This window comes from Frigoribacterium sp. PhB107, from assembly GCF_003751515.1.
Lineage (GTDB): Bacteria > Actinomycetota > Actinomycetes > Actinomycetales > Microbacteriaceae > Frigoribacterium.
On the sequence record NZ_RJKU01000002.1, the window covers coordinates 558,630 to 583,900 of the forward strand.

Genomic DNA, 25,271 nt, shown 5'->3' on the forward strand with positions numbered 1-25,271 from the left:
GCCCGGACGGGTGAACGGCGGGCGACCGGACGAGGCGCCCTCCGATGGGTGCGGCGGGGGCCGCGGGGACGGCTCCCGCGTAGCCTCGACCGCATGAGCAGCGACGCGACCGAGCACGACGGCACGACCGGCGACCACGGCGACCCGACCGGCATGACCGCCGACGAGAAACGGCACGACCAGCTGACTCGCGCACCGAAGTCGGACGAGTCGGATGCCGCCCCGCGCATCACCACCGAGGAGCGACCCGACGGCGTCACCCGCATCGACGTCGCCGACACCGCGAAGGTGCGTCCCGGCGGGGGAGAGGCGCACACGCGCGACTGACCCGCTGCGGACGCGCGGTGGTGCGTCGACGGCGAGCCACGATGTCGGGGGCGGGACCTACGGTGACGACGTGACCGGGTCCTCGAGCGCAGGCAGCGCCTCCTCCGTCTGCTGCGTCGACGGCTGCGGACGTCCGGTCGAGCCCGGCGGCCCGGCCCCGCTCTGTGCCTGGCACCTCGACGCTGCGGCCGACTGGTCCGACCGCGAGCACGGTCTGACCGACCTGCTGCCCTCGCCGTGCGTCGCGTGCGGCTCACGGCTCGGCGTGCACTGGCCGTCGGGCTGGCTCTGCGCGGTCTGCGAGTGGCGGCACGGCGACTCGCCCGACGGCGAGCTCGCGCCCCCGCGGGTCGATGTCGTCTACTACCTCCGCTTCGACGACCGGGTCAAGATCGGCACCTCCTCCGACCCTCGACGTCGGCTCGCGCGGATCTGGCACGACGACCTGCTCGCCTTCGAACGCGGCGACCGGCTCGTCGAGCACCGCCGGCACGTGCAGTTCGCCGAGCACCGCCTCGCCCGCACCGAGTGGTTCACGGCCGCGCCCGAGCTGCTCGCGCACGCGGCGGCGCTCCGGGCCGGCTCGGACGACCCGTGGAGCACCTACGCGCGCTGGCGCAGCGAGGCCCTCGCCCTGCGCTCGTGATCGCCGGGTCATCGAGGTGACGCGTCGCAGGGGTGCCGCGGCCGCCGACGCCCCCGGCGCGTCACCTCGATCGGGTCGGTGCGCTCGGGTCGACCCACGCGGGTCGGCACGCTCTGGTCAGCGCAGCCAGGCGTCGACGTAGAGGTCGCCGCGCACCTCGCGGAACACGTCGAGCAACTGCGGCACGGTGCTCCGCGTCAACCCGGAGACGACGAGGTCGTGGGGGCCGAGCGCCTCGAGGCCGCCGGTCCGGACGCGGACGACCTCCCACCCTGCGGAGCGGAGCGCGCGGTCCTTGCGGCGGTCCGCCTCCTCGCGGTGGCCGACGTGCTCGAGCCCGTGTCGTCCCGTGGAGTCGTACTCGACCGCGACGCGCAGCTCGGGCAGCAGCACGTCGGGCCACGCCTCGAGGTGCTCGAAGAACGGCCGCGCGAGGCGGACCGCGTCGACCCCCGCCGTGAAGGTGATCGCGGCGGCGAGGTCGGCCCGCAGCTGCTCCTCGACCGCGGACGCGGGAGGCGGTGCGCACGCGCTCGAGAACGCCTCGCCGACGGGCAGGTCGGGGGTGCGGTCGCAGAGCTGGTCGCGCCTCCTCGGGACGCGGGCTGCGGGGGCCGACCGTGGCGTCGGCGCCGACCGTGGCGACGGTGCCGACCGTGGCGACGGTGCCGACCGTGGCGACGGTGCCGACTGTGGCGTCGGCGACGGCAGGCCCGGCCGGGACGCCCCGATGCGCCGGAGCAGGGCGGCCCGCTCGCCGCCGTCGACGACGGGCCCCGGACCAGGCCCCGGACCCTGCGGCGCATCCGTGGCCGCGGCGACCGGTGCCGCCGTCTCGGGGGCGTCGCGCGGACGCTTCGGCGCCGGGTCCATCGGCACGGCGGGCAGTCGCCGCGGCGACGCGAGGTCGGCGCAGGTCGGGCACCACGACGACCGTCGTCGCTCACGCCCAGGCCGGTGGCGTTGCTCGTCGGGCGTCGCGACGAACTGGTGGCCCACGTCGCAGAGCCAGGTCAGCCAGACGTCGGCCGCGGGAGGCACCTGGCTCAGCAACAGCCCCCGGTTGTGCTCGGGCCGGTACTGCCGCACGAGCACGGGGTAGCGGGCCCACGCGTCGCGGTAGGCGCCGGGCGCGTAGGGCACCTCGGCGGCACGGGACCGCTGACGGCGGGCCCACCAGCTCTCGATCGGTTCGGGCACGCCGCGACGCTACGACCCGCCACCGACATCGGCGCTCGGACTCGATCGACCACGAGGAGGCGCCCCCTCGACCCGGCGCCCGTCGCGGCGGATGATGGGGACATGACCGCCGCCTCCGTCGTCTCCGTCAGCCGCGACCCCGAGCACCGCTTCTCGAAGGAGGTGGTCGACGACATCGTCCTGATCGCCGGGCTCGGCGTCGACGGCGACGCCCACGCCGGCACCACCGTGCAGCACCGCTCGCGGGTCGCCCGCGACCCCTCGCAGCCGAACCTGCGCCAGGTGCACCTCGTCCACGCCGAGCTGTTCGACGAGGTGGAGGGCTCAGGCTTCGAGGTCGCCCCGGGCGAGCTGGGCGAGAACGTCACGACGCGCGGGGTCGACTTGCTCGGGCTGCCCCGCGGGGCCGTGCTGCGGCTCGGGCCCGACGCGGTCGTCGAGGTCACCGGGCTGCGCAACCCGTGCGTCCAGATCGACGGGCTCGAGGCCGGCCTGATGCGCGAGCTGGTGACCCGCGACGACGAGGGCCAGGTGGTGCGCAAGGCGGGAGTCATGGCCGTGGTGCTCGTCGGCGGACGGGTCGCCCCCGGCGACCGTGTCGGCGTCGAGCTGCCCGAGGGGGAGCACGAGGCGCTGCAGCCCGTCTGAGGCCGGAGGCCGGGTCATCCTCGGGGATGGACTCCGCGCCTCCTCGTGTCGTCCGCCCCCGGCGAGGCCGCGACGGCGGCCATGCTGTCGGGGACGTCCCCGCCCGGTCGTGACCGCGGCCCCGGCGAGGGGACGCCAGGAGGAGCTCCATGAGGACCAGGTCGCACACCAGCACCAGCGCCAGCGCCAGCACCAGCACCAGCACCAGCGCCGCCGCTCGCCGCGCCACTCGCACCACCGGCACCACGGCGGCGCTCGCGACGGCCGCGCTCGTCGCCGTCGTCGTCAGCGGCTGCAGCACGTCCCCGTCGGGTGCCGCCGGGACCGCCAGCCCGTCGTCGGGCGCTGCCGCCACCCCGTCCGCGACGCCGGCGGTCGACGTCTCCGCCGACGTGGCCGACGACCTCGCCGCGCTCGAGGCCGAGTTCGACGCCCGCGTCGGCGTCAGCGTCGTCGACACGGAGACCGGGACGACGGCCTCGCACCGCGCCGACGAGCGCTTCGGCTACGCCTCGTCGATCAAGGCGCTCGCGGCGGCCCAGCTGCTGCACGACGTGCCCGCCGAGCAGCGCGACGAGGTCGTCACCTGGACCGCGGCCGACGTCGAGGCCGCCGGCTACTCGCCGGTGACGAGCGAGCACGTCGCCGACGGGTTGACCCTCGCGCAGCTCGCCGAGGCGGCCGTGCGGAAGAGCGACAACACGGCCCTCAACATCGTGCTCGACCGCGTCGGAGGGCCAGCCGGGCTCGACCAGGGGCTCGAGGACATCGGCGACACGACCACCGAGGTCGTGAACCGGGAGCCCGAGCTCAACACGATCGAGCCCGGCAGCAGCGACGACACGAGCACGCCCGCGGCCTTCACGGCCGACCTCGGGGCGCTGCTCGACAGCCGCTGGCTCGACGCCCCCGACCGCGCGCTGCTGCTCGACTGGATGAGCGGCAACGCGACCGGCGACACCCTGATCCGTGCCGGAGCCCCGGACGGCTGGGACGTGGCCGACAAGTCAGGAGGCGCGGGCGGCATCCGCAACGACGTCGCCGTCGTCACCCCTCCCGGCCGGGCACCGGTCGTGGTCACCGTGTTCACGACGCGGAACGACCCCGACGCCCGCTACGACGACGCCCTCGTCGCCCGCGCGGCCGCGATCGTGCTCGGGGCCCTGCCGACGCCCTCCTGACCTGACCGGCCCGAGATCGAGTTCGAGTGGTCGGTTCCGGTCCTTCGATCGCCCCGGGGCGACAGGAACTGACCACTCGGCGGCTGCCGGCAACTGGCAGCCGGCTGCCAGTGCTCGCCGACCCGTCAGAGGCTGTCCGGGTCGAGCAGGAGCTCCGTGCCGTCGAACAGGCGCTGCTCGTCGTCGATCACCTCGAGGCCCTGGTTCAGGTAGATGAGGGCCGAGACCGTGATGCCGAAGCGGGCCGCGACGGCGTCGGCGGTGTCGCCGGTGGAGACCTGGTAGCGCTTGGGCGCCCCCGCGGCGGTGGTCGCCGTCACGACGCCGTTGGCGAAGTTCGCGACGCCGCCGTCGACCGGGACGATGTTGGTCGTCTTCGCGGGCACCGACCACCTGACTGGGGCGACCGCGAGGACCTTGCCCCGGCTGATCTCGACGGGCACGTCGGGTGCTGCCTCGGCGGTGGACACGACGAGGGTGCCGAGGTACGACGGCTGTCCGATCGGCAGGGGCGCGGAGCCCGACGTCGGTGCCGAGGTGGGTCCGCCGAGCACGGCCACGCCGTCGCCGGGGGAGGTCAGGCCGTCGAAGACCGCGGGCGCGATCTCGAAGTAGGAGAGCTGGACCGTGACCGGCAAGGTCGAGGTGTAGCCCGACCACTCGGTCGAGAAGGTGCCGTCGCCCACGGCGACGACCCGGTAGTGGAACGCGATGCTGCCCTTGGGCGACCGCACGTCGGCCTCGGCCACCACCGTGCCCGCCGCGACGGGAGTGACGTAGGGCGCCTCCTCGGCGGCCTCCGCGGGGGGAGGGGTCGCGGCTCGCGGGGACGGCGAGGCGGACGCCGTCGGCGTCGCGCTCGGCGTCGGGCTGGTCGACGGGCGTGCGCTGGTCGTGATCGGGGAGGCCGGCTCCGACGTCGCGGCGGGGGCGCCGGACGCGAGCGGGCCGCCGCCCGAGAACGCGAGGACCGTGCCGAGCACCACGGCGACCACGGCAGCTCCGCCGACCACGGCGAGGATCGCCGCAGGGCGCATTCGCCGTCGCCCGGGCTCGTCGTCCTCGGAGTCGGTGTCGGCGCTCGCTGCGGCGGCGCCGGTCGCGCCGGCTGCCCCGGCGGCACCGGAGCGCCCCGAGGAGGCGGCGGCCGACCCGGCCGTGCCCTCCGACGTCGTGGGGCGGTGCGTCCACGGCACGAGTCGCGGGCCCGCGCCCGTCGTGGGGGCCGGCTCGTCGGCGGACGTGTGGGCCGTGGGCGCGGCGGGCTGCACCTCGGTCGGCTGCGTCGTCGCGCGCGTCGACGTGTCGTCGGCGCCGGGTCGCTCGTCTCCTCCGCCGTGCTCGTCAGTGCCAGGGCGCCCAGCGGTGCCGTCGCGCGCGTCGACAGGGGCCTGCTCCGCCGCCGCCGCGTCGTCGCCGTGCGCCTCGTGCCCGCGTGCTGTGCCATCACGCTCGACGTCGTCGTCGTGCGGCCCTGGTGTGTGATCGTCCGTCATGTTCCCCCCTGCGGCGATCCTAGGACAGGCTGCCGACACGGTCGAGCCGGGCCCGTTCGACGTCCCGACGCGCGCCGTCCCCCTCCCGGCTCCTCGTGGCGGTCGCTCGACGCAGGTCGGCAGGATCTCCCTCGCGCGCCTCCTCGGCGACTGGCTACGGTCGGGTCATGCCGATCGTCCCCGACACGAAGAACTGGACCTGGGTGCTCGACGAGCCCTGCCCCGAGTGCGGCTACGACGCCGCCGAGGTCGAGCTGGGCGACGTGCCCGGCCTGGTGCGGTCGAACGCCGCCGCGTGGCCTGCCGAGCTCGGCCGAGCCGACGCCCGCGAGCGACCTGACGACGCGACCTGGTCGCCGCTCGAGTACGGCGCGCACGTGCGCGACGTCTTCAGCGTCTTCGACGGCCGCCTCCGGCGCATGCTCGACGAGGACGCCCCCGCCTTCGAGAACTGGGACCAGGACGCCACGGCGCTCGCCGACGACTACGCCGGGCAGGACCCTGCCGTCGTCGCCGAGCAGCTCCTCGCCGCGGCCGAGGTCGTCGCCCGCCGCTTCGAGGAGGTGCCCGCCGACCAGGTGCACCGCACCGGACTGCGCAGCGACGGTGCCGCCTTCACGGTGGAGACGCTCGGCCTCTACTTCGTGCACGATCCGGTGCACCACCTGCACGACGTGCGCCGCTGACGGCTCTCGCGGGTGCTCGGGCTCCGTCGGCGCCCATGATCGGGTCGCCGAGTCGACCCGAGTTGCCCGAGTCGCCCGAGTCGCCCTGAATGGTCGCTCGGGCTGACGTGGAACAGCCGTCCGGGGCAACTCGACCGCCGTCGCGTCCGGTCAGCGGACCCCGAGCGCCACGACGAGGGCGCCGAGGCCGGCCGCGAGGGCGAGCGCCGCGGTCGCCGCGGGCAGCGCGCCCCCGGTGGTGGGCACCCGGGAGGGCGAGCTCGCCGAGCCGGCGCCGGCGCGGGTGTGGCCAGCGTCACGGGCGGCGAGCAGGAGGCGGTGCACCCGCCGGTACCGCCGGTGCGCCGCGGCGAGCACGGCGAGCGACGCGACGACCCCGAGCCCGGCCAGCACGTACGCGGCAGGTCCGAGCAGGGGCGGCAGCACGCGGAGGCCGATCAGCGACCCGACGGTCAGCGCCAGGCCGGTGCGGCGCCAGGCGAGCGCGGTGCGCTCGGGCTGCAGGCCCGGGTCCCACGGGCCGTCGCTCACGCCAGCACGACCCCGAGCAGCACGAGCACCCCGGCGACCGCGACGGCGACGCCGAGCGGCAGCGCCAAGGGCGCGGACGGCAGCGGCCGGTCGGCCCGAAGGGCGCGCTCGGTGCGGGCCCAGCCGACCCAGGCCTGCACGGGAGCCGCGATCCCGGCGACGATCAGCACGAGCGACGCCGCGAGCCTCAGCCCGGGCTGCAGGCCGAGCCCCAGCGCCTCGAGGGCGACGCCGCCCGCCACGAGCGCGAGCGAGGTCCGCACCCAGGCGAGGAACGTGCGCTCGTTGGCGAGGCTGAACCGCACGTCGGGCTCCTGCCCCGTGCCGTAGACGCGCCGGGGGAACCGGCGGTCGCGGTCCTCGGCGGTCACCGGCCGCCTCCTGCGCGCCGTCGTCGGATGCGGATCGGGCCCTTCGCGGTCGACGGGTCGACCACCGAGCCGCCCTGCGTGATGTCGACCTCGCCGGCTGCGACGAGACGTCGGGCGGCTCGTCGGACGGGCTCCATGAGGTCGCGCCAGGCAGCCTCGTCGTCGGGGGCGATCGATCGGGCGACGTCGGACGGGCAAATCGTCGAGGTCGCGGCACGGGCCGCGAGGAGCTCGCGGATCCGCTCCTCGAGCTGGCGGTCGAGCGAGGACACCTTGCGGCGGCGGCACGCGTCGCTGCAGTACGCGACCTCGTCCCAGTTCGCGGCCCATTTCTTGCGCCACTCGATGCGGCGGCCGCACGAGCGGCAGGTCTTCTCCTCGGGCGTGCTCACCCGTCCATGCTGCGCCTCGCGGCTGACGCGTGGCTGACGAACCGACGTGATGACGACGAACCGGCGCGATCCTCCGCGGAGGTTCGTCGCGCTCGCGTCGCTTCCTCGTCGTTTCCGCGTCGCGCCCCGTCGGCCGACCTGCCCTCGACAGAGCGGTCTGCGCTCGCTAGCGTCGAGGGGCGACGGCGCCGACCGGGCCGCCGCACGACCACGACGGCCACGGCCGTCCGCACCGAGGAGGCGCGCGCATCCGACTGCCCGACTCGCTGACCGTCGACGGCCCCGTCTCCGTCTCGCGGCCCTGGATCGCCTGGGCCCGGGCCGTCACCCGCCTCACCACCACGGGGCGGGCCAGCCGCTCGGAGTTCTGGTGGACGTGGCTGCTCCAGACCGCCGTCGGGGCGGTGCTGCTCCTGCTGGTGCCGTTCCTGCAGGGCCGCACCCGCGACCTGCGGCTGCCCACCGGCCCGTTCGGCGCCGGCCCGCTCGGCACGCAGCCGCTCTTCTCCTGGACCGACACCTCCGGCGACGCGGCGGGCGGCGCCTCCGTCCTCATCTGGACGGTCTGGTCGCTGCTCACCCTCGCGCCGATGGTCGCCCTCGCGATCAGACGACTGCACGACGCGGACATCTCGGGCTGGTGGGCGCTCGTCGCCGTGCTCGTGCCGATGCTGTCGTTCCTGATGCTCGTGCTGCTGGCGCGGGGGTCGAGGGCGGCGGGCGTCCGTTTCGACCGTCTGCCCACCGACGGGCCGGGCGGGAGAGGGGCCCTGGCGCCTCCGGAGGGCAGCCGGTAAGATCCTCCATGGTCGCGCGTCACGTGCGGCCCCGGGCGTGCACGACAGCGCGCAGTCGGGATCACCATCCTCCCCGCCGAGCCGGCCCCGCAGCATCGTTGAGCGTCAGCATCGCTGAACCGCAGCAGAGCTGCCGGAGCCACGGCACCTCGGGTCGAGGGAACGGCGCCCGCCGACTGACCGAGACCCTCCCATGACACCTGCTGCCCAGGGTCGTCCCTCGACGACCTCCACCTCTGCTTCCTCCTCGACCCGCGCCTCCTCGACGGGCCGCCCCACCACGCCCGCGACGTTCCCGCTCGCCGGGCTGCTCGCGCTCGCCGTCGCCACGTTCCTCAGCATCTCCGGCGAGATGCTGCCCACCGGCCTGCTGCCCGAGATGAGCGGCGAGCTCGGCGTCAGCGAGTCGAGCATCGGCCTGCTCGTCAGCGTCTTCGCGTTCACCGTGGTGCTCACCAGCACCGGGCTCACGCACCTGACCCGCAAGCTGCCCCGCCACCTCATCGTCGTCGGCCTCATCACCGTGCTCGCGATCAGCGCGGCGCTCACGGCGATCGCGCCGACCTACGAGCTCGTCGTCGCCTCGCGGGTGCTCGGCGGGCTCGCGCACGGCATGTTCTGGGCGATCGGCGGCGCGTACGCGGCCCACCTCGTCCCGCGGGAGCAGGTCGGGCGCGCGCTCGCCGTCGCGATGAGCGGCGGCACGCTGGCCTTCGTGCTCGGCGTGCCCCTCGGCACGGCGCTCGGCCAGGGCCTGGGCTGGCGTGCCGCGTTCGGCATCCTCGCCGGAGCGATGGCGCTCGGCGCGGTGCTCGTGTGGCGGCTGCTGCCGCCGGTCCCGTCGACGCACACGGCACGGCCCGCAGGCGACTCGGAGGAGGCGCTGGCCGCCTCGACCGCGACGGGCAGCGTCCCGACGCTCACCGGCTCGACGCCGACCGCGTCCCGGCACCTGCCGCCGCCGTCGGTGATGGGCATCGTCTTCAGCTGCCTGATCACGGCCGTGTTCATGGTCGGCCACTACTCGTTCTTCACCTACATCGCGCCGTACCTGCTGCGCTCGACGGGCATCGCGGAGTCGAGCCTCAGCGTCGCGCTCTTCGCGTTCGGCATCGCGGGCGGCGTCGGCCTGCTGATGGTCGGCTGGTTCCTCGGCAAGCGGCCGCGCGTCAGCATCCCCGTCGGGGTGGGCATCGTGGTGGTGTCCGTGCTGGCGCTGGTGCTGCTCGAGGGGCAGCCGGGCCCCTCCTTGGTCGCCTTCGTGATCTGGGGCGTGACCTTCGGTGCCCTGCCCCCGCTGTTCCAGACGAAGATGCTGCAGGTCAGCCCCGAGAAGCACCGCGACATCGCCAGCGCGTTCTACACGACGGCGTTCAACACCGGCATCGGCGGAGGCGCGCTGATCGGCGCCCTCGTGCTCGACGGGTCGGGGCTCGACACCCTGCCGCTGCTCTACGTCGGCATCGCCGCCGTGGTGCTCGTGGCCGTGGTCGTCACCGACCGCGTGCTGGTCGCCCGCGCACGCCGCCAGCGCCGCCTGGTCCACGAGACCGCCGCGGGCTGACACGAACACCGCCGAGTGAACAGGACACCACGTGGTTCGGCGGTGTTCCGATCACTCGGCGGTGTCAGAGCGGTGAGGTGGGGTGCGGGCGCCTAGCGGCGGCGACCGGAGCCGGAACCGGCCTGGCCGTTCCCGCCGCCCTTCCGGTTCTGGAACTTGCGGATGATGATGGGGATGAGCAGGGGCGCGAGCCTGCGGAGCAGCGAGGCCATGGGTGACTCCGTATCGTCGGTGGACGCTCGACGGTACCCGCTGGTCGCCGCGACGGCGCACGGCCAGGTGCACGCACCTGCCGGCATGCGCCCAGCGGCCAGGCCAGGCAGGGCAGTCAGCGCAGGCAGGGCAGGCAGGGCGGCCAGCGCCACCGGAGCGGCGTGGCCTGCCCCGAGGAGGCGCGCCCCCGTCACCGGGACCGCCGTCGGAGCCCCTCGATAAGGTGGCACGGCCCGCCGGCGCAGGGAGCCGGCGGCGAGTCCCCAGGGGGAGACACCCATGACACCGACCATCTCGACGACCCGCTCGCGCAGGGCCGTGGCGACCGCCGCCTCCGGGGCGCTGGCGCTGGCGCTCCTCCTCACCGGCTGCACGAGCGGCGGCGACTCCGATGACGAGGCGAGCCAGGGGGCGACCGGCGGGTCGAGCGGCGGCAGCTCGGCGGCCGCGGGTGACGGCGAGCCCGGCACGATGATCGCCTTCGGCTCGTGCGAGGCCGTGGGCGAGGCCCTGGGCTCCGCGGTCGAGGGCCTCGAGCTGCGTGACGAGAGCACGGCGACCGACGAGGGCTTCCAGTGCTCGTGGGCATCGTCGACCGAGGACACCGCCGACGCGAGCGCCGTGCAGGCGGTCATCGCGGTCGCCCAGGTGCAGGAGTTCGACGCCGACACCATCGCCGAGCAGGCCGACACCGTGGCCGCGACCGAGGGCGTCACCGCCGTCGACGACAGCCGCGCCGCCGACCTCGACGGCCGCGCGTTCACCCAGACCGGCGAGAGCACGGGCATCCTCGTGAACGGCGGCACGGTCATCACGACGCACGGCCTCTTCAACGTCACGGCGACCGCGACCACCGAGACCTCGCTCGACGCCGACCAGGCCCTCGACGCGGCGTTCTCGCTGATCAACTAACAGCGGCAGCGGCAGCGGCAGCGGCAGCGGCAGCGGCGGCGGCAGCGGCGGCGGCAGCGGCGGCGGCAGCGGCGGCGGCAGCCGCAGCCGGCAGCCGCACCATGCGGCCAGGCGCTTCAGCGCCCGAGCACGCCCGTCATGAACGCGGCGATCGCGCGCTGGCCGGCGTCGTTCGGGTGCAGCCCGTCCGACGAGAGCAGGCTGAGCAGGTCGGTCGTGCCCGAGCTCGCGAGCGCGTCGCCGAGCGACACCGACACGACGCCGGTCTCGTCGACGACCTCGTCGAGCGCGGCGGCGTAGTCGGCGATCGGCGCCTGCCCGGTGTCGGCCAGGCCGGCCGCGACGGGGAACTCGTCGACGACGACCACGGTAGGAGGCGCGTCCAGCGCCTGCAGGCCCTCGACGACGTCCCGGTAGCCGTCGGCGAACTCCTCGGGGCTGCTGCCCCGCAGGTCGTTGGCCCCGAGCGTGATCGTGACGACGTCGGGCTCGGCCGCGGCCACCGCCTCGAGCCAGCCCGCGAGGTCGTCGGTGAAGGTGCCGGTCGTGGCGCCCGACCGCGCCGAGTCGTACAGGGTCACGCCGCGCTCCCGGTCGCCGTCGAAGGCGGCCAGGCCGTGCAGCACGACGGGCTCGTCCGAGCGGTCGCCGGCCGCCACGGTCACCGTCACGGTGTGCGGCCCGGAGCCGAGGTCCTCGACCGGGGTCACGGACGACGACGCCGAGGAGGCGCCGGTGTCGACCTGGCCCTGCCGGGTGCCGTCGACGTCCCAGGTGAAGGAGCCGCCGCCTCCTGCCCACCAGAGGTCCACGTCGGTGCCCGTCACCGGCCAGCTCACCTGCGCGCCGGGCTCGAGCTCCAGGCTGCGGAAGCCCAGGGCAGGCGAGGTGCCGTCGAGGTCGACGCCGCCCTGGCGGTCGGTCGCCCAGTCGCCCCAGGGGGAGTCGGGTCCGTAGGTCGCGAACACCGCCGGCCGGTAGCCGACGCCGCCCGTGACGCCGTCGACGGGGTGCGCGGCGCGGAGGGCGTCGCGGGTGAGGTCGACCCAGCGGGAGCCGACCGAGGAGGCGCCCTGCCCCTCCGTGATCGAGTCGCCGACCGCGAGCCACCGGGCGGGCGACCCGTCGACGTCGGCGAGGGCCGCGTCCCAGGCGGCCCAGGCGTCGTCGGAGCCGGCGCTCGTGCCGGTGCCCGCGTCGGGTGCGGCCGAGGCGCTGCCCGTCGCGCCGGACGTCGCGTCGTCGTCCGTTCCGGCCCCGCTGGTGCAGCCCGCCAGCAGCAGGGCCGCGGCGAGCAGCCCCGCGACGGGGAAGGCTCGTCGCGTCGACGAGCGCCACGAGCGGGTCGTCGAGCGCGAGCGGGTCGTCGAGAGCGAGCGGGTGGTCGAGGAGGCGCGGGTCACGACTCCGTCACCCGGCCGCCCTCGACGCGCCACTGCCGGTCGAGCCGCACCGTCTGCAGCATCCGCCGGTCGTGCGTCACCAGCAGCAGCGTGCCCTCGTACGACTCGAGCGCCTGCTCGAGCTGCTCGATCGCGGCGAGGTCGAGGTGGTTCGTCGGCTCGTCGAGCACGAGCACGTTCACGCCGCGGGCCTGCAGCAGGGCGAGACCAGCGCGGGTCCGCTCGCCGGGCGAGAGCTCGTCGACGGGGCGCGAGACGTGGTCGGCCTTCAGCCCGAACTTGGCGAGCAGGGTTCGCACCTCGGCCTGGGGCCAGTCGGGCACGAGCGCCTCGAAGGCCTCGGCCAGGGGCTCGTCGCCGGCGAGGAGCGCACGCGCCTGGTCGATCTCGCCGACGGCGATGCTGGCTCCGCGGCTGGCGCCTCCTTCGCTCGGGGCCTGACGCCCCAGGAGCCCGCGCAGCAGCGTCGACTTGCCGGCCCCGTTGGGCCCGGTGATGCCGATGCGGTCGCCGCCGTCGACCTGCAGCGAGACGGGGCCGAGCATGAACTCGTCGCCCGGCTCGCCCTGGCGGAACACCGCGCCGCTGAGCGTCGCGACGACGGCGCTCGACCGCGGTGCCGAACCGATGGTGAACTCGAGCTGCCATTCCTTGCGGGGCTCGTCGACCTCCTCCATGCGCGCGATGCGGCTCTCCATCTGCCGGACCTTCTGGCCCTGCTTCTCGCTCGACTCGGCGGACGCCTTGCGGCGGATCTTGTCGTTGTCGGGTGCCTTCCTCATCGCGTTGCGGACGCCCTGGCTCGACCACTCGCGCTGCGTGCGGGCACGGCCCACCAGGTCGGCCTTCTTGTCCGCGAACTCGTCGTAGGCCTCGCGGGCGTGACGTCGGGCGGTCTCGCGCTCCTCGAGGTAGGAGTCGTAGCCGCCGCCGAACACCCGGTTCGACGACTGGGCGAGGTCGAGCTCGAGCACCTTGGTGACGCAGCGCGCGAGGAACTCGCGGTCGTGGCTCACGAGCACGACGCCGCCGCGCTGGCCCTGCACGAAGCGCTCGAGCCGCTCGAGGCCGTCGAGGTCGAGGTCGTTCGTCGGCTCGTCGAGCAGGGCGACGTCGAAGCGGCTGAGCAGCAGGGCGGCGAGGCCCACCCGGGCCGCCTGGCCACCGCTGAGCGAGGTCATCGGGCTGTCGGGGCCGACGGCGCCCTCGGCGGCACTGCCCGAGCTCACACCTGCTCCGGCACCTGCCCCGGCGCCGAGGCCCAGCTCGGCGAGGACCTGCGGGAGGCGGTCGTCCAGGTCGGCCGCGCCGCTCGCGAGCCAGCGCTCGAGCGCCGTCGAGTACACGTCCGCCGGGTCGAGGCCGTCTGCGCGGGGCGCCGCGTCGACGTCGCCGAGGGCGGAGGCGGCCTCGTCCATCTCGGCGGCGGCCTGGGTGCAGCCGGTGCGGCGGCCGATGTAGCCGGCGACGGTCTCGCCGGGCACGCGCTCGTGCTCCTGGGGCAGCCAGCCGACGAACGCGTCACCCGGGCTCAGCACGACGGAGCCGCCCTGCGGCTCGTCGACGCCGGCGAGGAGGCGCAGCAGCGTCGACTTGCCGGCCCCGTTCACGCCCACCACGCCCACGACGTCGCCGGGCGCGACCGTGAGGTCGAGGTGGTCGAAGAGGGTGCGGTGCCCGTGGCCGCCGGCCAGGTCCTTCGCCACGAGTGATGCGCTCATCGGACCATCCTCCCAGGCGCCCGTCCCGGCCGTGATCGCGTCCGCCGCCTCCCTCATTCAGGAAGATGTGTCCCGATCCGCGCACCGGGGGAATGACGAGTCCTGAACCGTGCACGATGCAGGAACCCCGCCGCGCGAGTTCCTGAGCTACGTCGAGGGCGTACTGGCAGGGTGGGCCCATGGCTACCCTCACTCGTCCCCGCCGCGGCAAGGTCATCGCCGGAGTCTGTGCCGCCCTCGCGAACCGCTTCGGCCTCAGCCCGTTCCTCGTGCGGCTGCTGTTCGTGCTGTCGCTGCTGCTGCCCGGCCCGCAGGTGCTGCTGTACCTCGTGCTCTGGGTGGTGTTCCCGAAGGAGGGGCGCTAGCACCTGCCAGGACCGGCCACGATCCCGAGGAGGTTGGGTCTCGCAGCGCGCGGGCTCAGCCCAGCGTCTGGACCAGGCTCTCCTGCAGGTAGCCGAGCCAGTCGAACACGTCGTGCATGACGACCACGTGCGGGTCGTCGCTCGGTGCCGGGCCCTCGACCGTGACGCCGAGCCGGCTGCCGAGCACGAGCCGCAGGTCGGTCAGCGTCCGCAGCCACGACTGCTGCCCCGCGGCGTCGAGCCGCTCGGCCGTCGGCGCCGCGACGTCGTCGAGCACCCGTCGCGCGTTGGCGAGCTTGCGGGCGGTGAGGTCGTCGGAGGTGAACCTGCGGAACTCGGCCGCCGCCTCCTCGTCGTCGGGGTAGGCGGACGGCAGGAGGCGCGCCACGGCAGGGTCGCCGGGGTCGCCGCCCTCGAGCACGGTGACGAGCTGGGCGACGAGGTCGCCGAGCAGCCGCGCCTCGTGCTCGGGCAGGTCGAGCAGCAGGTCGTCGCCGCGACGCCGGAACGGGATCACTCGTCGGCCTTCGCGACGGTCGCCCAGAGGCCGAAGTCGTGCAGGGCCTCGACGTGCCGCTCCATCGCCTCGCGAGGGCCGGTGGCCACGACGGCGCGGCCGGTCGTGTGCACCTGCATCATGAGGCGCTCCGACTCGGCCGCCGCGTAGCCGAAGTAGCTGCGGAACACCCAGCTCACGTAGGACATCAGGTTGACCGGGTCGTCCCAGACGAGCACGACCCAGGGCACGTCGGGCGCGACGAGGAGGCGCTCGCCGGTCTCGGTCCCGGTGCGCGTGTCGTCGAGGGTCTGCGTCACCGCACCAGCGTGCCACGGCTCGCCCGACAGAACGAACCGTCTGGTCTGTCGGCACCTCCTCGGGCGCCTCTCGCAGGCCGGCCGTCGCACCGACGGCCGCCGGTCAGCGCGTCGCGACCGGCGCCTCCGGCACGTCCAGCAGCTCGCGCACCCTGGCAGCCGCGTCGACGGGGTCGGGCACCTCGACGTTGTAGGTGCGCCCGTCGGTCGTCATGACGCGCAGCCCCTGGTCGCCCCGCCGACCGAGGGAGGCGTTCAGCAGCAGCCCCTTGCTCGACCGCGCCCAGCCCTTGACGCCCCAGCCGCCGAAGCTGATCGGGCTCCAGGTGTCGGCCGTGACCGAGACGATCTCCTGACGCGCCACCGACCGCCGGTAGAAGGGCGTGAACGCGAGGAGGAGGCGCTCGCGGTCGGCCCTCACGGTGACGCCCATCGACGCGAGCATCATCGCGACCAGCACGAGCACCAGGGGGCCGACGGTCCGCTCGGAGGTGCTGGCGTCGTCGCCCGGCGCGACCCACGAGAACACGGCGAGGGCGAGCATCACGGCCACCAGCGGCCACCGGAGCCAGCCGGTCATGCCGGTGCGGAACCGGACGTCGGACGTGGAGGTGGCGGTGCGGTCCGGCATCGCCCCAGTCTCGCATCCGCCCAGCCCGCCGAGATATGATCGACCGGTCGCGACTGGCGTTCAGATGGTCACCATCGGGGAGCGACGCACACACGGTACGTGGCCGTACGCCTGGGCCACCTCACCACCTGAAGAACCGGCACCTCGTGCCGCCCTCGTCCCGTGACCGTGTAGAGAGAGACCCGCCATGACGATCCAGTCAGAGTCCACCGTCGGCGCCGCCGACACCAGCGCCGGCCAGAAGCTGCCCTCGACCTTCAACGCCCCGCTCAGCGAGGTCGACCCCGAGATCGCCGCCGTGCTCGAGCAAGAACTGGGCCGTCAGCGCGACTACCTCGAGATGATCGCCTCCGAGAACTTCGTGCCGCGTGCCGTGCTCGAGTCGCAGGGCTCCGTGCTGACGAACAAGTACGCCGAGGGCTACCCGGGCCGTCGCTACTACGGCGGCTGCGAGTTCGTCGACGTCGCCGAGAACCTCGCCATCGAGCGCGCCAAGTCGCTGTTCGGCGCCGACTTCGCCAACGTGCAGCCCCACTCGGGCGCCCAGGCCAACGCCGCCGTGCTGGCGGCGCTCGCCGACATCGGCGACACGATCCTCGGCCTCGAGCTGTCGCACGGCGGCCACCTGACCCACGGCATGAAGCTCAACTTCAGCGGCAAGATGTACAAGGCCGTCGCGTACGAGGTCGACCCCGAGACGTACCTCATCGACATGGACGTCGTCCGTCGCCAGGCGATCGAGCACCAGCCCAAGGTGATCATCGCCGGCTGGTCGGCCTACCCCCGCCAGCTCGACTTCGAGGCCTTCCGCGCCATCGCCGACGAGGTCGGCGCGTACCTCTGGGTCGACATGGCGCACTTCGCCGGGCTCGTCGCCGCCGGCCTGCACCCCTCGCCCGTGCCGCACGCCCACGTCGTCTCGTCGACCGTGCACAAGACCCTCGCCGGTCCCCGGTCCGGCGTGATCCTGTCGAACCACGAGCCGCTCTTCAAGAAGCTCAACTCGGCGGTCTTCCCCGGCCAGCAGGGCGGCCCGCTGATGCACGTCATCGCCGCCAAGGCGACCGCGTTCAAGCTCGCGGCCGAGCCCGAGTTCAAGGACCGCCAGGAGCGCACCATCCGCGGTGCCCAGGCGCTCGCCGCACGCCTCATGCAGGCCGACGCGAAGGCAGCCGGCGTCGACGTGCTCACCGGCGGCACCGACGTGCACCTCGTGCTCGTCGACCTGCGCGCCAGCGAGGTCGACGGCAAGCAGGCGGAGAACCTCCTGCACGAGGTCGGCATCACCGTGAACCGCAACTCGGTCCCGTGGGATCCTCGCCCGCCGATGGTCACCTCCGGCGTCCGCATCGGCACGTCCGCACTCGCGACCCGCGGCTTCGACGACGCCGAGTTCGCCGAGGTCGCCGACATCATCGCCGCGACGCTGATGCCCGAGCCCGACATCGCCGCGCTCACCGCGCGGGTGAAGGCGCTGACCGACGCGTTCCCGCTCTACGCGTGAGCGCGGGCGTGGGCCCGGTCGACGCGACCGGCGCCTCCTCGTCCCCTGAGCCGGCCGGTGCGGCCGACCGTGCGACTGCGACTGCGACTGCGGCTGCTGCTTCTGCCGGTGCTGCCGGTGCCGGTGCTGCTGCTGCCCCTGCCGGTCCTGCCGGTGCTGTTGCCGGTGCGGCCGCGGTCGCCGGTGCTGGTGCCGTCGTCGGCGGGGGTCCTTCCCCGTCCGGTGCCGTCGGGGTCGACGTCGATGACCAGGGGCGGCCGCTGATCGCCGGGCCGGGCAGTGCCGTGAAGATCGACGGCACGGCTCTCGCCGCGACCGTCAAGGCCGACCTGCGCGAGCGGGTCGACGCCCTCAAGGCGCGCGGCACGGCGCCGGGGCTCGGGACGATCCTCGTCGGGGCCAACCCCGGCTCGCTGTCGTACGTCGCGGGGAAGCACCGCGACTGCGCCGAGGTGGGGATCGAGTCGATCCGCATCGACCTGCCCGACACGGCGTCCGAGGCCGAGATCCGCGCCGCGATCGAGACGATGAACGCGGACGAGGCCGTGACGGCCTTCATCATCCAGCTGCCGCTGCCCGAGGGCATCGACCCGACGGTGATGCTCGAGCTGATGGACCCCGCGAAGGACGCCGACGGCCTCCACCCCGTCAACCTCGGCGAGCTCGTGCTCGCCGTGCCCGGGGGCAAGGGCTCGATCGACACGCCCCTGCCCTGCACGCCGCGCGGCATCGTCGCGATGCTGCGCGCCTACGACGTGCCGATCGCCGGTGCGCACGTGACGATCGTCGGCCAGGGGCTGACGGTGGGGCGTCCGCTCGGGCTGCTGCTGACGCGGCTCGAGGCCACGGCCACGCTGACGCACTCGCGCACGGCCGACGTCGCCGCCGAGGTGCGGCGGGCCGACATCGTCGTGGCCGCCGCCGGGGTGGCCGGCCTGGTCAAGCCGGACTGGGTGCGGCCCGGGGCGACCGTGATCGACGTGGGCATCACGCGTGTCCTCAACGAGGAGACCGGCAAGTACAAGCTGCGCGGCGACGTCGACCCGGGCGTGGCTGCTGTGGCGGGCGCCCTGTCGCCGGTGCCCGGGGGAGTCGGCCCCATGACCCGTGCGATGCTGCTCGCCAACGTGGTCGAGGCCGCCGAGCGCGTCGCCTGAGGCGCCGCGCCGCGCCGCGCCCGCGCCCGCCGCGCCCGCGCCCGCCGCGCCCGGCGCCCGGCGCGACCGGCGCGCCCGGTGCGCCCGCCGAGCTCGGCGCCCGCCGAGCTTGGCGCCCGCCGCGCCTGGCGCACCCGGCGCCCGGCGCCCGCCTGGGCCTGCATCGGCCGGGGCCACGCCCGCCGGGCCCCGGCGCCCGGCATTGCGCGGCGCAGCGGCAGGAAGTGCCCGAGAAGGGACTGAGTAGCGCGGGGCCCGTGGGGACATCGTCCCTTTTCGCATAACTCTCACGCTGGCGCCGGGCGCCCGGCGGCGGCGCGGCCTGCAGCGCGTGGAAGTGCCTGACAAGGGACGAAGTACGGCCTGGCCCGGCCGCATTTCGTCCCTCCTCGCGTGAGTCGAGCCGGCGCCTGCGCCTGTGCTTGCGCCCGGCGGTCCGGTCGGGCTCGCCGGTCCGGGCGAGTTCGTCGTCGCCGGGCTCTCGTGGACGCCCGTCGTCGTCGAACTCGACCGTGGTCGGCAGTGCTGGCTGTGCACGACGGACCCGGCCCGCACACGACGAACCCGCCCGCCCCCGGGAGGGGACGAGCGGGCCGGGTCGAGCGTGCGGGTCGCGTCAGGCGTCGCGGCGTGCGCCCTCGGCGGGGTGCACCGTGAAGACGGTCGGCGCGGCGAAGCCGGCCTCCGCGAAGGCGGCGGTCACGGCCGACGCGACGGCGTCGCGGTCGGCCGAGCGGACGAGCGCGATCGCCGAGCCGCCGAAGCCGCCGCCGGTCATGCGCGCACCGACGGCCCCGGCCGCCTGGGCGGTGGAGACCGCGAGGTCGAGCTCGGGCACCGAGATCTCGAAGTCGTCGCGCATCGAGACGTGGGAGGCGTCGAGCAGCGCGCCGATGGCCTCGGCGCCCTCGGTGCGCAGGGTGCGCACGGTGTCGAGGACGCGCTGGTTCTCGGTGACCACGTGGCGCACGCGGCGGAACGTCTCGTCGTCGAGGACCTCGGCGGCACGGGTCAGGTCGTCGACGTCGAGGTCGCGCAGCGAGCTGACGCCGAGCGCCTCGGCTCCGCGCTCACACGAGGTGCGGCGGTCGACGTAGCCGCCGGTGGCGTGGGCGTGCTCGACGTGCGTGTCGACGACGAGGATCTCGAGGCCCGCCGCGTCGAAGCCGAGGTCGACGACGTCGGCGTCGAGGCTGCGGCAGTCGAGGAACACGGCCGAGTCGGCCTGGCCCAACAGCGACGCGGACTGGTCCATGATGCCGGTGGGCGCGCCCACGGCCTCGTTCTCGGACAGCTGGCCGACGGCGGCGAGGGCGGCGCGGTTCACGTCGAGGCCCCAGAGCTCGGTCATCGCGACGGCGACCGAGCACTCGAGCGCGGCGGACGACGACAGGCCCGCGCCGATCGGCACGTCGGAGGTGACGAACAGGTCGAGCCCGGGCGCCGTCGACAGGTCGATCGTCGAGAGGTCTCCGCCGGCGGCGGCGAACGACGGCGACGCGGCGCGCGTCGGCGCGACGGAGAGCGCCCAGGCGATGCCGAACACGTAGGCGGACCAGCCGTCCAGGCGGGCCGGGTCGAGCTCGTCGAGCGAGATCTCGTGGACGCTCTCGTCGAAGGTGCTGGCGACACGGAGGAGGCGGTCGTCACGCACGCCGACGGTCACGACCGTGCGGCGGTCGATCGCGAACGGGAACACGAAGCCGTCGTTGTAGTCCGTGTGCTCGCCGATGAGGTTGGCGCGGCCGGGCGCCGACCACCGTCCGGCGACGGCGGTGTCGAAGACGGAGGCGAAGTCGCGGGCGTGGCCGGTCTCGGTGGCGCGGGCAGCGCCTCCTGCGGTGTCGGGGGTGGTGTCCATCAGCGCGTCATCGCCTCTCTCAGTCGGTCGGCCTGGACCTCGGGCACGAGGTCGCCCACCCAGGCTCCCATCGCGGCCTCGGAGCCCGCCAGGAACTTCAGCTTGGTCTCGGCACGTCGCGGGGACGTGATCTGCAGCATCAGTCGGACGGTGTCGCGCCCGACGTTGACGGGAGCCTGGTGCCAGGCGCCGATGTAGGGCGTCTCGTCGCCGTAGAGGGCGTCGAGGCCCGTGAGGAGGCGCTTGTACATGACCGCGAGCTCGTCGCGTTCGTCGCTCGTCAGGCCCGCGAAGTCGGGCACGTGGCGGTGGGGGAGCAGGTGGATCTCGATGGGCCAGCGCGCGGCGAACGGCACGAAGGCCGTGAAGTGCTCGCCGGCGAGGACGACGCGCGGGCCGCTGCGCTCGCTCTCGAGCAGGTCGGCGAAGAGGTCGGGGCCGTAGGCGTCGATGCTGCGCAGCAGCGCGGAGGTGCGCGGCGTCACGTAGGGGTAGGCGTAGATCTGGCCGTGCGGGTGGTGCAGGGTCACGCCGATGGCCTGGCCGCGGTTCTCGAACGGGAACACCTGCTCGACGCCGGGCAGGGCCGAGAGGGCCTCGGTGCGGTGCGCCCACGCCTCGACGACCGTGCGCGCTCGGGAGTCGCTGAGGCCGGCGAACGAGCCGTGCGTCTCGGGGCTGAAGCAGACGACCTCGCAGCGGCCGACGCTGCGGCGCGTGCGGCCGAGGCCGACCTCGGCCAGGTCGGCGAGACCGGCGGGCGCGTCGGGCCCGTCGAGGTTCGGGCCGAACGACGGGGAGCGGTTCTCGAAGACGGCGACGTCGTAGAGGTCGGGGATCTCGGACGGGTTCGTCGAGGAGGCGGGGGCCAGGGGGTCGAGCTCGGCCGGCGGCAGGAACACGCGGTTCTGGCGCGAGGCCGCGATCGAGACCCACTCGCCCGTGAGCGGGTCCTGACGCATCGAGGCGGTCTCGGGGCGCGGGTCGAGCACGCGCGCGTCGGCACGACGCTCGGCGCCGAGGGAGGTGTCGGCGTCGTCGAAGTAGATGAGCTCACGGCCGTCGGCCAGTGTCGTCGGGCGGATGGCGATCGACGCCATGGTGCCTCCTCGGGGGGCGGGGGTGGGGCCTGCGGACGCCCCCGCGACTTGCACTTGCGAAAGCAGGTGAAAGCATACGAAGATCGAGGGGTGACCCGCAACCCCGACGACGCCCCGCTGCCCGGCGAGCGTCGGCGCGGGCGCATCGCCGACCTGGTCGGCCGTCGCGGGTTCGTCTCGACCTCCGAGCTGGCGCGTGAGTTCCGGCTCTCCGAGGTGACGATCCGCACCGACCTCGAGAGCCTCGCCGCCGAGGGGCTGCTGTCGCGCGTCCACGGCGGCGCCCTCTCCGTCGACCGGCCGGTCGAGCGCCCCTTCGAGGAGGAGAGCGCGGTCGGCACCGACGCCAAGAAGGCGATCGGCGTCCGTGCCGCCTCGCTCGTGCGCTCGGGCGACTGCGTCGTGATCGACGTCGGCACCACGACGACGCAGATCGCCCTGGCCCTGCTCGACCGTCACGACCTCGAGGGGGTCGTCGTCGTCACCAACGGGCTGACCATCGCGCTGGCCCTCGAGCAGGCGGTGCCCCGGTTCACGGTGATCGTCTCGGGCGGCACCCTCCGGCCGCTGCAGCACTCGCTCGTGAACCCCCTGGCGACCAGCGTCTTCAGCTCGATCACCGCCGACCTCGCCTTCATCGGCTGCACAGGCGTGCACGCCGAGCACGGCGCGACCAACGTCAACCTGCCCGAGACCGACCTGAAGCGCCTCATGACCACCACCGCCCGGCGCTCGTACATCGTCGCCGACGGCGGCAAGCTCGGCGAGGCGCACCTGGGCGTCATCGGCCCGCTCGACCGGTTCGAGGCACTCATCACCGCCGACGCCGACGCCGGGCAGGTCGACGCCCTGCGGCGAGCCGGGCTCGAGGTCGTCGAGGCCGAGCTGCCCGATGACGGTCCCGGCCCGGCCGGGTCGGCCGACGACCTGGCAGGCTGACGCCGGAGGCGCGGTGCCGGCCACCGGCACGGCTGCGCGTCCTGCAGTCCGCACCCGCACCTCCTGCGACGACGCTCACCACGGTCGCGACGCTCACGACGAAGGGACGACCATGACGACCCCACCCACCGGGCACCAGCACGAGCTGCGGCTCGAGGCCGACGGCCGCGTCGTCACGGCGACGGTGACCGAGGTCGCCGCAGGGCTGCGCGCCCTGGCCGTCGACGGCGAGGCGCTGACCGAGACGTTCGCGGAGCACGAGACGCCGCCGTCGGCGTGCGGGATCACGCTCTTCCCGTGGCCGAACCGCGTCGACGGCGGGCGCTGGACGCTCGACGGACGTGAGCTGCAGCTCGACCTCACCGAGCCGGCCAAGGGCAACGCGAGCCACGGGCTGCTGCGGTACACGGCGTGCGGGGCGGTCGACGTCGAGCCGCACGCGGTGACGCTCGCGGCGACGGTGTTCCCGCAGCACGGCTGGCCCTTCACGCTCGAGACGACGGTGCGGCACGAGCTCGTCGCCGACGGCATGCGGGTGGTGCACACCGTGTCGAACGTCGGCGCAGCCCGTGCGCCGTTCGCCGTCGGCTCGCACCCTTTCCTCCGCGTCGGCGAGCACGACCCGGCGACGCTGACGATCGCCCTGGAGGCGGCGACCCGGTACGAGGTCAGCGAGCGCGGCATCCCGACCGGCACGTCGCCCGTGGCGGGCACGTCGGCCGACCTCCGTGGCGGGCCCCGGCTCGGCGACCTCGACCTCGACACTCCCTATCGTGACGTGCAGCCCGGCTCCGACGGCGTGCGCCGCACGCGGCTGACGGCGCCCGACGGCACGGTGACCGAGCTCTGGCAAGACGAGGCGTTCCCGTACGTGCAGGTGTTCACGCCGCGGAACTTCCCGCGCGCGGGGGCCGAGGGGCTGGCCGTGGCGGTCGAGCCGATGACGGCGCCGCCGAACGCGCTGGCGACCGGCGAGGGGCTCCTCTGGCTCGAGCCGGGCGAGACGTGGACGGCGGCGTGGGGGATCCGGCGGGTCGTGCCGGTCTCCTCGGGCGAGTCCGCGCGGGCGTAGGCGTAGGCGACGCGATCGCGACGAACCTCCGCGATGTCCCGCGTCGTCTCGTCGTCATCGCGTCGCTGTCGCTTCACCGACGTCACGGGAGGCACCGATCCAGCTGTGCAACACGTGTCGCCCGGCGAAACCGACCCGCTGACCTGTTGTCCAGTATGCGCAGGTGGTCCCTGCCGCACACCCCGCTCTGCCCGTCTGGGCGCTAGCGTGTATTCGTTCGGCTGGTTACCGGACACAAGTCGCCGGGAGGTCCGTGCGCCGTTCCCCACCTGATCCGGGGACCGGAGCCGCTCCCGGTGCACCGTGCCCCCGCTGGCTCCGCCGGTCGGGGGCACGCTCGTCTCCGGCGTCGGCAGCCGGCCCTCGGTGCGTCCTCGACGCGACGAAGGCGACACCCGGTGGAGTTGGGGTGTCGCCTTCGTCGTTCGTGGGCCCCGTGGGGCTCGATCCCCACCAGCACGAGTGCGTTCTCGACGACACGAGACCCACGAACGAGGAGAGACCTCCCGATTATGCGGGGAGGCCTTTCCTCGTTCGTAGGCCCCGTGGGGTTCGAACCCAAGACCCGCTGGTTGAGTCAGCATGGCGGGGCCGTTCTGTTACGCCTGTTGGCGAGGACTGACGGCCTAAGGCCTTAGATCTGATCTGTGCGGCACCAGATCTGCGACATACAGCAATGCCGCCTAAAGCAGCCGCCCCCAGTCGACTCGAGGCCATTCGCGCCGGAAGCCCCTCCGGCAGCCAAAACCTGGACGCGGGCGCGTACCGCGATTCTGTGGCACCCCTGCTCAGCTACTGCGCCAACGACGTCGGATGGTCAGTGAACGACTATTCAAGTTTCAGTAACGCCGGCGGCGGCGCGGCTTCGCTGGGGCGGCCTTGAGGGCGATGCTCACGACGACCAAGGCCGGCAGGCTCCACAACCACGGGTCTTGCTGAGCTGCTGTCCAGAACATGCCCGGGAGCGCGGCAAAACCGAGCAGCAATTGGTCGAGAAAAAAGGCCGAGTAGTCGAGCTGAGTCATGGCAGGAGGGTATTGTCCGCCACTGACATTCGCTGTCATTCCTTCATAGTCACCTTGGGCGCGTCCGCCAGACTAAACTTGGACAGTTGCGTTCATAGTCGTGCTTCCGCTGAAGGCTAGGTTCGAGTCTGTGGACATGTCGAACTGGATCAACGTGGCACTGCTGGTCGTGACGGCACTCATGGCCATCCTCGCTTGGCAGCAGACCCGTATCGCAAGGGCAGCGCAGGTTGATGCGAACCATGCAAGCCACTTGGCGGCAGAACACGAGCAAGGCGCGAACGAGGCTCGGCTTAAGGCAGGTGCCGCTCTTTCCCAGATTGCTGAGGAGATGGCGGCCCAGGCTGATTCGGACGCATCGTGGGTCTTGGCACACGATCGTGACGACCCGTCGAAGTGGACCGTGACCAACTGGACCGGTCAGCGCGTCTTCGCTCATCTGCAATTTCCTGAGTCTGGAGAACCATCACAGCTAAGTCATGCCGACCTTTACGGCTTGATGTTCGAAAGTTGGCTGACTCCGGGTCAGTCAGTGCCTTTCATCTGGACCCAGGACCACAAGGAACGCTCTCAGGTGCAGAGGGTTGATGTCGTGTGGGGAGTGCGTGAGGGGGAAGCGCGCATTGCTCGGCTTAGGGCAAAGTGGCCCGAGTCCGAGAGGCATGAATGAACGTTGTGGACGCTAGCCAAAACGCATCGGCTGCTGGTGACAG

At 73.8% G+C, this 25,271-nt stretch carries 27 protein-coding genes and 1 riboswitch; of the genes, 14 read left to right on the top strand and 13 right to left on the bottom strand.

Going from position 1 to position 25,271, the window contains the following annotated elements:
- The first annotated feature begins 93 nt into the window (after nucleotides 1-93).
- The gene (locus EDF18_RS10810) at nucleotides 94-327 is read left to right on the top strand and encodes a hypothetical protein (protein WP_123547807.1); all 234 of its coding nucleotides are present in this window, start codon (nucleotides 94-96) and stop codon (nucleotides 325-327) included.
- Between the two features lie 70 nt (nucleotides 328-397).
- The gene (locus EDF18_RS10815; protein WP_123547808.1) at nucleotides 398-973 is read left to right on the top strand and encodes a GIY-YIG nuclease family protein; all 576 of its coding nucleotides are present in this window, start codon (nucleotides 398-400) and stop codon (nucleotides 971-973) included.
- A gap of 117 nt (nucleotides 974-1,090) precedes the next feature.
- On the opposite strand, the gene EDF18_RS10820 is transcribed toward EDF18_RS10815, so the two are convergent.
- Nucleotides 1,091-2,173 carry a hypothetical protein gene (locus EDF18_RS10820; protein ID WP_123547809.1) on the bottom strand — a complete coding sequence of 361 codons (1,083 nt, stop codon included), beginning with the start codon at nucleotides 2,171-2,173 and terminating at the stop codon, nucleotides 1,091-1,093.
- Between the two features lie 102 nt (nucleotides 2,174-2,275).
- Between EDF18_RS10820 and EDF18_RS10825 the strand changes: the two genes are divergently transcribed.
- Together EDF18_RS10825 and bla are read left to right on the top strand one after the other, a co-directional pair.
- Complete coding sequence (locus EDF18_RS10825; RefSeq protein WP_123547810.1) at nucleotides 2,276-2,821, top strand: MOSC domain-containing protein; 546 nt, start codon at nucleotides 2,276-2,278, stop codon at nucleotides 2,819-2,821.
- Nucleotides 2,822-2,970: 149 nt separating this feature from the next.
- Nucleotides 2,971-4,002: a class A beta-lactamase gene (bla, locus tag EDF18_RS10830; protein ID WP_123547811.1), complete on the top strand. Its 1,032-nt coding sequence runs from the start codon at nucleotides 2,971-2,973 to the stop codon at nucleotides 4,000-4,002.
- Nucleotides 4,003-4,127: 125 nt separating this feature from the next.
- Here the strand turns inward: bla and EDF18_RS10835 are convergent, their stop codons facing one another.
- Entirely contained in the window at nucleotides 4,128-5,498 is a 1,371-nt protein-coding gene (locus EDF18_RS10835) for a LysM domain-containing protein (RefSeq protein WP_123547812.1), read from the bottom strand.
- A 167-nt stretch (nucleotides 5,499-5,665) separates the two neighbouring features.
- On the opposite strand from EDF18_RS10835, the gene EDF18_RS10840 reads away from it, so the two are divergent.
- Nucleotides 5,666-6,184, top strand: a complete 519-nt coding sequence (locus EDF18_RS10840; protein ID WP_123547813.1) for a DinB family protein — start codon at nucleotides 5,666-5,668, stop codon at nucleotides 6,182-6,184.
- A 150-nt stretch (nucleotides 6,185-6,334) separates the two neighbouring features.
- Here the strand turns inward: EDF18_RS10840 and EDF18_RS10845 are convergent, their stop codons facing one another.
- From EDF18_RS10845 to EDF18_RS10855, 3 genes are read right to left on the bottom strand one after another with little or no spacing between them, the layout of a single operon-like run.
- Entirely contained in the window at nucleotides 6,335-6,715 is a 381-nt protein-coding gene (locus EDF18_RS10845; RefSeq protein ID WP_123547814.1) for a DUF202 domain-containing protein, read from the bottom strand.
- The gene (locus EDF18_RS10850) at nucleotides 6,712-7,086 is read right to left on the bottom strand and encodes a YidH family protein (RefSeq protein ID WP_123547815.1); all 375 of its coding nucleotides are present in this window, start codon (nucleotides 7,084-7,086) and stop codon (nucleotides 6,712-6,714) included. Before EDF18_RS10850 ends, EDF18_RS10845 begins: the two co-directional genes overlap by 4 nt.
- A complete protein-coding gene (locus EDF18_RS10855; RefSeq protein ID WP_123547816.1) occupies nucleotides 7,083-7,478 on the bottom strand; it encodes a DUF2256 and DUF3253 domain-containing protein in 396 nt (131 codons plus the stop codon). The genes EDF18_RS10850 and EDF18_RS10855 overlap by 4 nt, the downstream gene beginning before the upstream one ends.
- 305 nt (nucleotides 7,479-7,783) lie before the next feature.
- Here EDF18_RS10855 and EDF18_RS10860 point away from each other — a divergent pair, with 305 nt between their 5' ends.
- From EDF18_RS10860 to EDF18_RS10870, 3 genes are all read left to right on the top strand, one after another.
- Complete coding sequence (locus EDF18_RS10860; protein WP_255416196.1) at nucleotides 7,784-8,275, top strand: DUF805 domain-containing protein; 492 nt, start codon at nucleotides 7,784-7,786, stop codon at nucleotides 8,273-8,275.
- 193 nt (nucleotides 8,276-8,468) lie between these two features.
- A complete protein-coding gene (locus tag EDF18_RS10865; protein ID WP_123547818.1) occupies nucleotides 8,469-9,839 on the top strand; it encodes an MFS transporter in 1,371 nt (456 codons plus the stop codon).
- A 492-nt stretch (nucleotides 9,840-10,331) separates the two neighbouring features.
- Complete coding sequence (locus tag EDF18_RS10870; protein WP_123547819.1) at nucleotides 10,332-10,964, top strand: hypothetical protein; 633 nt, start codon at nucleotides 10,332-10,334, stop codon at nucleotides 10,962-10,964.
- Between the two features lie 116 nt (nucleotides 10,965-11,080).
- On the opposite strand, the gene EDF18_RS10880 is transcribed toward EDF18_RS10870, so the two are convergent.
- Both EDF18_RS10880 and EDF18_RS10885 read right to left on the bottom strand, forming a co-directional pair.
- Entirely contained in the window at nucleotides 11,081-12,367 is a 1,287-nt protein-coding gene (locus tag EDF18_RS10880) for an SGNH/GDSL hydrolase family protein (protein WP_148050085.1), read from the bottom strand.
- Complete coding sequence (locus tag EDF18_RS10885) at nucleotides 12,364-14,088, bottom strand: ABC-F family ATP-binding cassette domain-containing protein (RefSeq protein ID WP_123547821.1); 1,725 nt, start codon at nucleotides 14,086-14,088, stop codon at nucleotides 12,364-12,366. The genes EDF18_RS10880 and EDF18_RS10885 overlap by 4 nt, the downstream gene beginning before the upstream one ends.
- A 179-nt stretch (nucleotides 14,089-14,267) precedes the next feature.
- Between EDF18_RS10885 and EDF18_RS10890 the strand changes: the two genes are divergently transcribed.
- Nucleotides 14,268-14,453, top strand: coding sequence for a PspC domain-containing protein (locus EDF18_RS10890; protein ID WP_123547822.1), 186 nt, complete (start codon nucleotides 14,268-14,270; stop codon nucleotides 14,451-14,453).
- Between the two features lie 55 nt (nucleotides 14,454-14,508).
- Here the strand turns inward: EDF18_RS10890 and EDF18_RS10895 are convergent, their stop codons facing one another.
- The 3 genes from EDF18_RS10895 to EDF18_RS10905 form a co-directional block, all read right to left on the bottom strand.
- Nucleotides 14,509-14,970, bottom strand: coding sequence for a DUF2017 domain-containing protein (locus EDF18_RS10895; protein ID WP_123547823.1), 462 nt, complete (start codon nucleotides 14,968-14,970; stop codon nucleotides 14,509-14,511).
- Complete coding sequence (gene clpS, locus EDF18_RS10900) at nucleotides 14,967-15,269, bottom strand: ATP-dependent Clp protease adapter ClpS (protein ID WP_123547824.1); 303 nt, start codon at nucleotides 15,267-15,269, stop codon at nucleotides 14,967-14,969. Before clpS ends, EDF18_RS10895 begins: the two co-directional genes overlap by 4 nt.
- A gap of 103 nt (nucleotides 15,270-15,372) precedes the next feature.
- Nucleotides 15,373-15,900 carry a hypothetical protein gene (locus EDF18_RS10905; protein ID WP_123547825.1) on the bottom strand — a complete coding sequence of 176 codons (528 nt, stop codon included), beginning with the start codon at nucleotides 15,898-15,900 and terminating at the stop codon, nucleotides 15,373-15,375.
- Between the two features lie 39 nt (nucleotides 15,901-15,939).
- Nucleotides 15,940-16,024: riboswitch (ZMP/ZTP riboswitch) on the top strand.
- 63 nt (nucleotides 16,025-16,087) lie between these two features.
- Between EDF18_RS10905 and glyA the strand changes: the two genes are divergently transcribed.
- Nucleotides 16,088-17,404 (top strand): serine hydroxymethyltransferase, encoded by a 1,317-nt coding sequence (glyA, locus tag EDF18_RS10910; RefSeq protein ID WP_123547826.1) that lies wholly within the window; start codon nucleotides 16,088-16,090, stop codon nucleotides 17,402-17,404.
- 263 nt (nucleotides 17,405-17,667) lie between these two features.
- Nucleotides 17,668-18,561 (top strand): bifunctional methylenetetrahydrofolate dehydrogenase/methenyltetrahydrofolate cyclohydrolase, encoded by an 894-nt coding sequence (locus EDF18_RS10915; RefSeq protein ID WP_123548297.1) that lies wholly within the window; start codon nucleotides 17,668-17,670, stop codon nucleotides 18,559-18,561.
- Nucleotides 18,562-19,177: 616 nt separating this feature from the next.
- Here EDF18_RS10915 and galK read toward each other — a convergent pair.
- Both galK and galT read right to left on the bottom strand, forming a co-directional pair.
- Entirely contained in the window at nucleotides 19,178-20,422 is a 1,245-nt protein-coding gene (galK, locus tag EDF18_RS10920; protein ID WP_123547827.1) for a galactokinase, read from the bottom strand.
- Complete coding sequence (gene galT / locus EDF18_RS10925) at nucleotides 20,422-21,522, bottom strand: galactose-1-phosphate uridylyltransferase (protein WP_123547828.1); 1,101 nt, start codon at nucleotides 21,520-21,522, stop codon at nucleotides 20,422-20,424. The genes galK and galT overlap by 1 nt, the downstream gene beginning before the upstream one ends.
- A 90-nt stretch (nucleotides 21,523-21,612) precedes the next feature.
- On the opposite strand from galT, the gene EDF18_RS10930 reads away from it, so the two are divergent.
- Both EDF18_RS10930 and EDF18_RS10935 read left to right on the top strand, forming a co-directional pair.
- The gene (locus EDF18_RS10930; protein WP_199732423.1) at nucleotides 21,613-22,461 is read left to right on the top strand and encodes a DeoR/GlpR family DNA-binding transcription regulator; all 849 of its coding nucleotides are present in this window, start codon (nucleotides 21,613-21,615) and stop codon (nucleotides 22,459-22,461) included.
- Between the two features lie 112 nt (nucleotides 22,462-22,573).
- Nucleotides 22,574-23,533 carry an aldose 1-epimerase family protein gene (locus EDF18_RS10935; RefSeq protein WP_123548299.1) on the top strand — a complete coding sequence of 320 codons (960 nt, stop codon included), beginning with the start codon at nucleotides 22,574-22,576 and terminating at the stop codon, nucleotides 23,531-23,533.
- 839 nt (nucleotides 23,534-24,372) lie between these two features.
- Here the strand turns inward: EDF18_RS10935 and EDF18_RS10940 are convergent.
- A complete protein-coding gene (locus tag EDF18_RS10940; protein WP_123547829.1) occupies nucleotides 24,373-24,558 on the bottom strand; it encodes a hypothetical protein in 186 nt (61 codons plus the stop codon).
- A gap of 136 nt (nucleotides 24,559-24,694) precedes the next feature.
- Between EDF18_RS10940 and EDF18_RS10945 the strand changes: the two genes are divergently transcribed.
- Nucleotides 24,695-25,228 carry a hypothetical protein gene (locus EDF18_RS10945; RefSeq protein ID WP_148050086.1) on the top strand — a complete coding sequence of 178 codons (534 nt, stop codon included), beginning with the start codon at nucleotides 24,695-24,697 and terminating at the stop codon, nucleotides 25,226-25,228.
- Nucleotides 25,229-25,271: the final 43 nt, after the last annotated feature.